Source organism: Clostridium sp. CCUG 7971 (assembly GCF_017590215.1).
Lineage (GTDB): Bacteria > Bacillota > Clostridia > Peptostreptococcales > Peptostreptococcaceae > Faecalimicrobium.
In genome coordinates, this window is the sequence record NZ_JAFFPK010000203.1 from 1 (window position 1) to 9,820 (window position 9,820).

The window sequence follows — 9,820 nt, forward strand, 5'->3', positions numbered from 1 at the left end:
ATGTAATTTAATAGAAAAAGGATGAATTTATGGATTTATTAAAATTTGATGATTTAAGTTTATTTAAAAGTATTGCTCTTGATGAAGAAACTTTAAATGATGCACAGTAAATGTGGAAAGTATAGTTTTTATATCAACTTTAAGGATGAAATTAGAGGTGTTGATTATTATGAGTTAGCTATAGCCACAGAAGATTCAGTTGGTTTTATAAATAAATCAGGAAATGCTAGTGTTATAAAAAAAAGTAGTATTAGATACACTAGCTAACAAAAAAGGTGATAACTTAGTAGATGATAAAAAAGAAATCTATACCTAGTAAAGTTTCTAAATCTGTCAAATCTAACGCTAAACAAAATAACTCTATATATAATAAAAAAAGAAGGAATAAGTAATATTCCTTCTTTTTTTATTATATATAGAGTTATTTTGTTTAGCGTTAGATTTGACAGATTTAGAAACTTTACTAGGTATAGATTTCTTTTTATCATCTACTAAGTTATCACCTTTTTTGTTAGCTAGTGTATCTAATACTACTTTTTTTATAACACTAGCATTTCCTGATTTATTTATAAAACCAACTGAATCTTCTGTGGCTATAGCTAACTCATAATAATCAACACCTCTAATTTCATCCTTAAAGTTGATATAAAAACTATACTTTCCACATTTACTGTGCATCATTAAAGTTTCTTCATCAAGAGCAATACTTTTAAATAAACTTAAATCATCAAATTTTAATAAATCCATAAATTCACCTTTTTCTATTAAATTACATCTATTATTGTATAAAAATGTTAATACTATTATACTACAATTAATAAAATTTAATAGAAAGTTTTATGGTTAAATATAAAAAGATTAATAATTCAAATATTTTTATTGAACTAGTTTTAAAACTATGAAATAATATATAAAGATTTGAAATATAAAATAGGAGTGTGTTTTATGAAAAAAACTAATTATGCTGAGCTCGTAGGTAGACTTCTTAATAAATAAGGAGTTTATAAAATAAAAAATTCCTTATTTATTAAGATGTGTAAATTATAAAAACTGCACATTTATAAATAAAGGAGAATAAAAATGAATCAAAATACATTTGAAAAATTACAATTAAACGAGTTAAAAGAGCTAATAAAAATATATTGCGTAAGTTCCCTTGGAAAAGAACTTATAGACAAACTAAGTCCAAGTAAAAATATAAATGTAGTAAAAAGAAGATTAAAGGAAAATGAAGAAAGTAGAAAGATATTAGAAAATAGTAATCATATACCTTTGGAAGGACTATTTAATATAACGCCAATTATCGATAAAGTTGATAAGGGAATGATACTAGAACCTAGTGAATTAGTTCATATAGAAGATTTTTTAAGAGGTTGCTCAAAAATAAAATCATTTATGGCAAATAAAGAGTTTTATTCACCTACATTAAGTTCTTATGCTTTAAATATAACAGAGTGTGAAACTATTGAAAATGAGATAAATTACTCTATAAAAAATAATAAAGTAGATTCTAGTGCATCTAAAGAGTTAAAAAAAATCAGGAGAAATATAGAATCTTTTGAGGCAAAGATAAAAGATAGGCTTAACAAGTTTTTAACATCAAGTTCAAATAAAAAATATATACAAGAATTTATAATAAGCAAAAGAGATGATAGATATGTAATACCTATTAAATCTTCGTATAAAAATGAAGTTGATGGAGTAATTCTTGATACTTCATCAAAAGGAAGTACTGTATTCATAGAGCCTTCTACTGTTTCAAAATTTAGTTTAGAACTTATTTCATTAAAGAGTGAAGAAGCTATAGAAGAATATAAAATTTTATCATATTTAACAGAACTTATATTTGAGAAAACAATGATGATAAAGTTAAATATAGAGATAATATCAGAATATGATATGGTTTTTGCTAAAGCTAAATATAGTCTAAATAACAAAGCAATTACACCAAAGGTAAATGATATAGGATATATTAAAATAATAGATGGAAAACACCCACTTTTAAAAGGTAATGTTATACCTCTTAATTTTGAAATAGGAAAAGATTATAGATCTTTAGTAATAACAGGTCCTAATGCAGGTGGAAAAACTATTTCATTAAAAACAGTAGGACTGTTAAGTCTTATGACTAGTTTGGGCCTTGATATATGCGCAAAAGAAGGGACTGAAATGAGTATCTTTGAAAATATATTTGTAGATATTGGAGATAATCAAAGTATAGAAAATTCATTAAGTACATTTTCTTCTCACATAAAAAATATTGCAGATATTATGAACGATAGTAATAAATCGACTCTTTTAATATTTGACGAGATAGGAAGTGGAACTGAGCCAAATGAAGGAGCTGGACTTGCTATTTCAATACTTGAAGAGTTTTATCAAATGGGGTGTATAACGGTAGCATCAACTCATTATGGCGAAATTAAAAAGTTTGCATCTCTGCATCCTCATTTTGAAAATGCTGGAATGATGTTTAATAAAAATACATTAGAGCCCCTTTATAAACTAACTATTGGAAGTAGTGAAGATAGTAATGCATTATTTATATCTAAAAAGATGGGTATAAAAGATAAAGTATTAAATAGAGCTAAAAATTATATAAGTGACAAGAATTATAATTTTGATTTAGTTAAAGAAAATAAAATAATGATATCAAAAGAAAATAAAGAAGAAATCATAAATGAAATTCCTATATATAATATAGGTGATAGTGTGAAATTATTAGATAAAGATGATTTTGCAATAATTTATAAGCCAGTTGATAAATTTAATAATGTAGAAGTATTATATAAAGATACATTTTTAGAAGTGAATGTAAAAAAGATTAAGCTTCATATAAAAGCAGACCAATTATATCCACAGGGATATGATATGGATAGCTTATTCATTGATTATAAAGATAGAAAACTTGAAAAAGATATAAAAAGAGGGTCTAAAAAAATCTTAAAGCAGATTCAAAAAGAAATAAATCAAAATAGATAATAATACAAAAGCTAGAGAATATACTCTAGCTTTTTATATTATTTAAAGATAAGTTTACATATACAAGAGCGAAATATTAGTAAAAGAAATAGGTATATTATAAAAGAATATAAAAAATACAATTAGATATTTGTAAATATATGATATAATTATCAAGGTGAAAATCATCCTAAATATAAAATATCAATATATAATAAAAGTTTGATGAAATTCTATTTGGGTAAAATATTTTATATATTTATTGAGTCTTAAAGACTATTAAAATACAGATAAACAAGGAGACAAAATGAGAAAAGTAGAATTATTAGCACCAGCAGGTGATTTAGAAAGATTAAAGATAGCTTTTACCTATGGAGCTGATGCAGTGTATATAGGTGGAGAAATATTTGGAATGAGGTCTGCTGCTAAAAATTTCACTAAAGAAGAAATGGCAGAAGGTGTAAGATTTGCTCATGAGCGTAATAGGCAAGTCTTTGTTACTATGAATATAATACCAAGAAATGACGAATTCCTTCAAATTGAAGAATATTTATTAGACCTTCAAGAAATAGGTGTTGATGCAGTTATAGTAAGTGACCCGGGTGTATTTACTATGGTAAAAAAAATAGTTCCAAATATGGAAATACACATAAGTACTCAAGCGAGTACAACAAATTCAGATGCAGCAAATTTTTGGTATAATCTAGGAGCTAAAAGAATTGTTACGGCAAGGGAATTATCATTTAAGGAAATAAAAGAAATAAGTGATAATTGTCCAAAAGATATGGATATAGAATCATTTGTACATGGGGCTATGTGTATGTCATATTCTGGAAAATGTGTAATAAGTAATTATACAACAGGAAGAGACGCAAATAGAGGTTCATGTGCACAATCATGTAGATGGAAGTATACATTAGTGGAAGAAAAAGCGCCAAGAGAATATGAACCAGTAGTTGAAGGAATAGATCCAGAATTCTTCTTTAACTCAAAAGATTTATGTATGATAGAGTATATACCAGAGATATTTGAAAGTGGTATAACGAGCCTTAAAATAGAAGGTAGAATGAAAACTTCTTACTACGTAGCTACAACAGTTAGGGCTTATAGAATGGCAATAGATGCATATTATGCAGACCCTGAGAATTGGAAATTTAATCCTATGTGGCTAGAAGAATTAAAAAAAGGAAGTCATAGAGATTATAGCACAGGGTTCTATTTAGATAGACCAGATTCTAATGCTCATAATTACAAATCTGCATCATATATAAGAAATTATGATTTTATAGGTATTGTAAAAAATTATGATGAAGAGAGCGGACTTCACACAGTAGAACAAAGAAATAAAATGTATGTTGGAGATAAAATAGAAATAATAGGACCTTATAAAGAAACTATGTTTAGTACTATTGAAGAAATGTACGATGAAAATGGAGAACCAATAGAATCTGCACCTCGTGCAAAGCAAATAGTAAAAATGAAATTAGATATAAAGCTTGATAAAGATTATATATTAAGAAAGCCAATAGTAACTATGAATGTATTATAAATTATAAAAATAGACACTATACCATATGGTATAGTGTCTATTTTTATAAAAAGAAAAGCATTCTTAAAAATTCATAGTAATCATCAGTTTTAAATTGTATAGTTTGAGAATTAATCTGTTTTACACCAGGATAAAAAGAAGATTTATAGGCTTTATAATGTTGTCTAAACTTTATTTCTATCTCAAATTTATCAGGTAACTTTATTATATGTCTAGATAAATCTCCTGTTAATGCATTTTTAACACCGTCTTTTATTTTATTTAATGCTAAATTAGGATGAATAGATATAGATGCATTTCCAATACCTTTTGATACTGGTACAGTAATAATATTTGGATTGATTTTATTTACTTCATTACAAAGCATTTCATCACCACTGACAAAAGCTATAGGTACTCCAAAATAAGCGGCAGTATATGAGTTTATAGTAAATTCACTTACTATATTTCCATTTATTTTTATATAGTCATAGTCACAATGCATAGTGTGAGATAAAGGATTTCCATTTTTGCTAGATCCACTATGATAGCCAATAAAAATGCAAGCATCGAAACTTTTATTAATACCGGCCATCATTACAAGAGGATCTCTAGTCCATCCTCTTAGTATGCTAACATTTTCAGGAAGTGATAATGGATTTATACTTCTAGCACTATCATGTGCATCTTTAACTAAAATATTAGTAGCATTAGCAAAATTTGCTCCTATGCAAGCCGCATTAACTTCTTTTGTCATCTGATCTCTATGATAGCTTCCTATATTACTATCTAATTTAGTTTCATCCCAGTCTACAATTCCACAAGTTCCTTCTATATCAGCACTTAGATAAATTTTCATACTAATTCCTCCATAAATTTTAATATTAAATTAAAAATATATAAACCATAAAAAGCTAAAAATAGGTAATATAAGCAAAAATATGGAATATATAAGGATTTTAACTATATATTAATAATAAGAAATATGGAACATATATAGAACTAAATTGTAAATATAATTTAGCTTTAATAAAGGAGGCATAAGATTGAGACTATTAAGACCTACATGGGTAGAAATTAATCTAGATTACATAAAGCATAATTACATACAAATAAAAGAAAGTATCAATAAAAATGTAAAAATAGGTGCTGTCTTAAAAGCTAATGCATATGGTCATGGAGCTGTAGAAGTAGCTAAATTGTTAGAAGAAGAAAATGTAGATTATATATGTGTGGCTGGATTAAATGAAGCTATAGAACTTAGAAATGAAAATATAAATTCAAAAATATTAGTAATGGGAGATATACCAAGTGATTTTATAAAATTAGCTATAAAAGAAGACGTAATTATAACTATATTTTCATATTCATATGTAAAGTTAGTATCAGAAGTTGCAAAAGATTTAAATAAAGTTGCTAAAATACATATAAAAATAAATACAGGTTTTAACAGACTTGGATTTGATATAGATAATAATACATCTAATATAATACACGATATTTATAGATTACCAAATATATATATAGATGGTATATATTCTCATTTAGCCCTAAAGGATATAAAAAGCGATTATACTCAGTATGAGCTATTTAAAAAATGTCTAGATAGTATAAAAGATATAAATATACCTATAAAGCATATATGCGATAGCATAGGTATGGTTGAGTATAAAAATTTAAATATGGATATGGTCAGAGTAGGATCTAGCCTTTATGGTTATAACAGCAGAAAAACTAATATGCAACTAAAACCAGCAATGACATTTAAAAGCAAGATAACTCAAATAAGAAATATAAAAAGAGGACAAGGTATAAGTTATGATTATACATTTATAGCACCTAAAAATATAAAAATAGGAACTATTCCTTGTGGATATAGTGATGGAATACCGAGATTATTGTCAAACCAAGGTTTTGTAAGCGTAAATGGTTATAAAGCGAATATAATAGGAAAAATGTGTATGGATCAGTGTATGATTGATTTAAGTAACGTAAAGTGTGCAAAAGAAAATGATGAAGTGATATTTTATGGAAATGATGGACCAAAGTTATTAGATGTATCTAAGTTTGCTCAAACAAATAGAAACGAAATACTATCTTTAGTTTCAAGAAGAGTCCCAAGAGTTTACTTGAAAAACAATAAAGTTTACAAAATAGTAGATTACATAGAAAATAACTAATATTTAAAATATTAGAAGGGGGAGTTTTAGTGTTAAATTATGTATGGTTTGCTTTATTAGTAGGAGGGGTGATAATAGGAGTTTTTACAGGTAATACGCAAGCAGTAACTGATGCCGCCATATCGAATGCAGAAACTGCAGTAGAATTATCTATAGGATTAATAGGAGTTATGGCTTTATGGCTAGGGCTTATGAAAATAGCTGAAGAAGCTGGTTTGGTTCAACTTATAGGTAAGTGGTTAAGACCAATAATGAAAAAGTTATTTCCAGATGTGCCTCAAGATCACCCAGCTATGGGAGCTATGGTTATGAATTTTGCAGCAAATATACTAGGGCTTGGAAATGCTGCCACACCACTAGGGATAAAAGCGATGAAAGAATTACAAACACTAAATGAAGAAAAAGACACTGCTACAAATGCAATGTGTATGTTTTTAGCTATAAATACAGCATCTGTAACATTAGTATCTTCAAGTGTTATAGCATATAGAGCTGCAGCGGGATCAGCTAACCCATCTGAAATAATAGGGCCTACATTAGTTGCAACATTAATTTCTGCAATAGCGGCAGTGATAGTTGTAAAAATATTTGAGAAATTTTCTAAAAATAATAAATCTAAAAAAATAGAGAATATGTAAGGTTAAATTATTTTAGGGGGAGTATAAATGTTTGAAAATATTATAAATGGAATATCATTGTATGCTATACCATTTTTTATGGTAAGTATACCTATATATGCTCTTGTAAAAAAAGTCAAGGTATATGAAGCATTTACAGAAGGGGCAAAGGATGGGTTTACAACTGCAATAACAATAATACCATTTTTAGTAGGAATGTTAGTGGCTATAGGAGTATTTAGAGCATCAGGTGCGATGGATTTAATAACTGATTTATTTGCACCTATTACAAATAAAATAGGTATGCCTTCCGAAGTATTACCAATGGCTATGATGAGACCTTTATCTGGTGGTGGAGCATCAGGTATTATGAATGAGTTATTTACAGTTCATGGACCAGATTCACTTATAGGTAGAATGGCTTCAGTTATAAATGGTTGTACAGAAACAACTTTTTATGTATTAGCAGTTTATTTTGGGGCAGTAGGAATAAAGAAAACTAGACATGCATTACCAGTAGGACTTATAGCAGATGCAGTAGGAATAATAGTAGCCGTTATAGTAGCTAACATTATGTTTATGTAGAAGGAGATGAATATATGATATTTCCAAAGGGATTAAAAATAGGAGACACTATAGGTATAATAGCGCCATCTAGTCCATTTAGCAAGTATAGTTTAGAAGAAATCGAAATGGGGTTTAAAGATTTAGGATATAAAGTTAAATTTGGCAAAAGTTTAAGAAGAAGATATAAAGGATACTTATCAGGAGAAGATAAAATAAGAGCTAAAGATATAGAAGATATGTTTTTAGATAAAGAAGTATCAGGCATAATTTGCATAAGAGGAGGTTATGGTACTCCTAGAATATTAGATATGATAGATTATGATATTATAAGATCAAATCCAAAATTTTTCGTAGGTTTTTCAGACATAACATCACTCCATATAGCATTTAATCAAAAGGCTAATTTAGCAACTATACATGGTGTAATGGCTGGAAGTGTTTTAGAGTGGGATTCATTTACATATAAATCTTTATTAGATAGTATAAATATGAGTCACAAATTAGAAATATCAAATCCTAGAAATGAAAAAATAATTACTATATCAAATGGTAGTTGTGAAGGAAAATTAATAGGAGGAAATTTATCTTTATTAGTGTCAACAATTGGTAGTAAGTATGAAGTAAATACAAAAGGAAAAATAATATTTATAGAAGAAGTAGGAGAGTCAATTTATAAAATAGATAGGATGTTGACACAGTTAGGTCTTGCAGGTAAGTTTGATGATTGCGAAGGAATAATATTTGGTGATTTTTGTGACTGTCAAAAAGATGATGATGAAGAATTTACAATAGAAGAAATACTAAAGGATAGAGTAGAAAAATATAATAAGCCTTGTATATATAATTTAAAATCTGGTCACTGTATGCCTATGATAACAATACCTTTTGGAATTAAATGTAAATTAGATGCAAGTAATCAAACTGTACAATTTTTTAGATAATTATAAAATAATTGCTTAAAAAGAGTATAAAAAAATATAGTAATATACGACAAATAAAAAAATCGAATAAAAGAGAAATTTAACTAATTTTAAAAATAACTAGCCTAAAAGATAAAAAATAAAAGTCATAATAAGTATTTTAATGGAATTCGAATTTTCTTTGAAATTTCAACGATAAATTATATGAAGGGAATATGAAATAATTTAGTGAATTATATAATATACTTTATATTTTTTCAAAAGGGGATAAATAACATGAGATTGAGTAAAAGAGTAGTTAGCTTAATATGTTTATCATCTATGATGTTAAGTTTTAATTCATCATCAGTAAGTAACATAGAAGATAATTTTAATTTAAGCTCAATGAGCGTTATTAATAAAAAAGTAAATACAGTTGTAAAATCAATAAAATATGAAAATTCGGATTCTGAAAAATTAAAAGAACAAAGTAAATTAGAAAAAGAAAGAAAAATAAAACAAAAAGATTTAGAGTTAAAAAAAGTAGAAAAATTAAGAAAAGAAAATATTACATATCTAAGAGAAAATATTACAGCCATTAGTGGTATAACAGAACAAGAATTAAAATCAGTTCTGTTAACTTACAATGGTGCAAGTACTATGGCTCATTTATCAAAAGCCTTAGTAGATGCAGAAAATAAATATGGAGTTAATGCTTTTGCTATGGCTGCTATAGTAGCTTTAGAAAGTGGATTTGCAACATCAAGAAGAGCTGTAGAAGATAATAATTTAACTGGATATGAGGTTTACAGTGACAATTCAGAAGGACGTTTGTTCAATAGCCAATATGATTCTATAATACAGACTGCAAGACATTTATCTAAAAATTATCTAACAAAAGGAGCTGTGTATTATAATGGTGTATCCGTTGACTCAGTACAGATAAATTATTGCCCAGATGAAGGTAAAGGCAAAAATTGGAATGGAAAAGTAGATAGCTTAGCAAATGATTTTCTTAAAACATATAAAAAATTATATTTATAATTAATAAAATTAAAAGCTTATAAA

General features: G+C 26.9%; 10 protein-coding genes. 8 read left to right on the plus strand and 2 right to left on the minus strand.

What is annotated here, in order from left to right; translation table 11 throughout:
* Positions 1 to 96 precede the first annotated feature (96 nt).
* Positions 97 to 267 carry a hypothetical protein gene (locus tag JWF52_RS18615; protein WP_208334963.1) on the plus strand — a complete coding sequence of 57 codons (171 nt, stop codon included), beginning with the start codon at positions 97 to 99 and terminating at the stop codon, positions 265 to 267.
* A 93-nt stretch (positions 268 to 360) separates the two neighbouring features.
* Here JWF52_RS18615 and JWF52_RS18620 read toward each other — a convergent pair whose 3' ends face one another.
* Positions 361 to 747 (minus strand): hypothetical protein, encoded by a 387-nt coding sequence (locus tag JWF52_RS18620; protein ID WP_208334964.1) that lies wholly within the window; start codon positions 745 to 747, stop codon positions 361 to 363.
* 333 nt (positions 748 to 1,080) lie between these two features.
* Here JWF52_RS18620 and JWF52_RS18625 point away from each other — a divergent pair, with 333 nt between their 5' ends.
* Positions 1,081 to 2,982, plus strand: coding sequence for an endonuclease MutS2 (locus JWF52_RS18625; RefSeq protein ID WP_208334965.1), 1,902 nt, complete (start codon positions 1,081 to 1,083; stop codon positions 2,980 to 2,982).
* A 286-nt stretch (positions 2,983 to 3,268) separates the two neighbouring features.
* Positions 3,269 to 4,510 carry a peptidase U32 family protein gene (locus JWF52_RS18630; RefSeq protein WP_208334966.1) on the plus strand — a complete coding sequence of 414 codons (1,242 nt, stop codon included), beginning with the start codon at positions 3,269 to 3,271 and terminating at the stop codon, positions 4,508 to 4,510.
* 43 nt (positions 4,511 to 4,553) lie between these two features.
* Here JWF52_RS18630 and JWF52_RS18635 read toward each other — a convergent pair whose 3' ends face one another.
* Positions 4,554 to 5,348 carry a M55 family metallopeptidase gene (locus tag JWF52_RS18635; protein WP_208334967.1) on the minus strand — a complete coding sequence of 265 codons (795 nt, stop codon included), beginning with the start codon at positions 5,346 to 5,348 and terminating at the stop codon, positions 4,554 to 4,556.
* Positions 5,349 to 5,535: 187 nt separating this feature from the next.
* Here JWF52_RS18635 and alr point away from each other — a divergent pair, with 187 nt between their 5' ends.
* From alr to JWF52_RS18660, 5 genes are all read left to right on the plus strand, one after another.
* A complete protein-coding gene (alr, locus tag JWF52_RS18640) occupies positions 5,536 to 6,669 on the plus strand; it encodes an alanine racemase (RefSeq protein ID WP_208334968.1) in 1,134 nt (377 codons plus the stop codon).
* A gap of 29 nt (positions 6,670 to 6,698) precedes the next feature.
* Positions 6,699 to 7,307 carry a nucleoside recognition domain-containing protein gene (locus JWF52_RS18645; RefSeq protein ID WP_208334969.1) on the plus strand — a complete coding sequence of 203 codons (609 nt, stop codon included), beginning with the start codon at positions 6,699 to 6,701 and terminating at the stop codon, positions 7,305 to 7,307.
* A gap of 27 nt (positions 7,308 to 7,334) precedes the next feature.
* The gene (locus JWF52_RS18650; protein ID WP_208334970.1) at positions 7,335 to 7,871 is read left to right on the plus strand and encodes a spore maturation protein; all 537 of its coding nucleotides are present in this window, start codon (positions 7,335 to 7,337) and stop codon (positions 7,869 to 7,871) included.
* A 14-nt stretch (positions 7,872 to 7,885) separates the two neighbouring features.
* Positions 7,886 to 8,794, plus strand: coding sequence for a S66 peptidase family protein (locus tag JWF52_RS18655; protein WP_208334971.1), 909 nt, complete (start codon positions 7,886 to 7,888; stop codon positions 8,792 to 8,794).
* A gap of 255 nt (positions 8,795 to 9,049) precedes the next feature.
* Positions 9,050 to 9,796, plus strand: a complete 747-nt coding sequence (locus JWF52_RS18660) for a glucosaminidase domain-containing protein (protein ID WP_208334972.1) — start codon at positions 9,050 to 9,052, stop codon at positions 9,794 to 9,796.
* Positions 9,797 to 9,820: the final 24 nt, after the last annotated feature.

Bases quoted from the DNA above. Each gene is read 5' to 3' on its own strand.
- JWF52_RS18635 (WP_208334967.1), bottom strand. From the start codon at position 5,348: ATGAAAATTTATCTAAGTGCTGATATAGAAGGAACTTGTGGAATTGTA.
- JWF52_RS18625 (WP_208334965.1), top strand. From the start codon at position 1,081: ATGAATCAAAATACATTTGAAAAATTACAATTAAACGAGTTAAAAGAG.
- JWF52_RS18650 (WP_208334970.1), top strand. From the start codon at position 7,335: ATGTTTGAAAATATTATAAATGGAATATCATTGTATGCTATACCATTT.
- JWF52_RS18630 (WP_208334966.1), top strand. From the start codon at position 3,269: ATGAGAAAAGTAGAATTATTAGCACCAGCAGGTGATTTAGAAAGATTA.
- JWF52_RS18615 (WP_208334963.1), top strand. From the start codon at position 97: ATGATGCACAGTAAATGTGGAAAGTATAGTTTTTATATCAACTTTAAG.
- JWF52_RS18660 (WP_208334972.1), top strand. From the start codon at position 9,050: ATGAGATTGAGTAAAAGAGTAGTTAGCTTAATATGTTTATCATCTATG.
- JWF52_RS18620 (WP_208334964.1), bottom strand. From the start codon at position 747: ATGGATTTATTAAAATTTGATGATTTAAGTTTATTTAAAAGTATTGCT.
- JWF52_RS18655 (WP_208334971.1), top strand. From the start codon at position 7,886: ATGATATTTCCAAAGGGATTAAAAATAGGAGACACTATAGGTATAATA.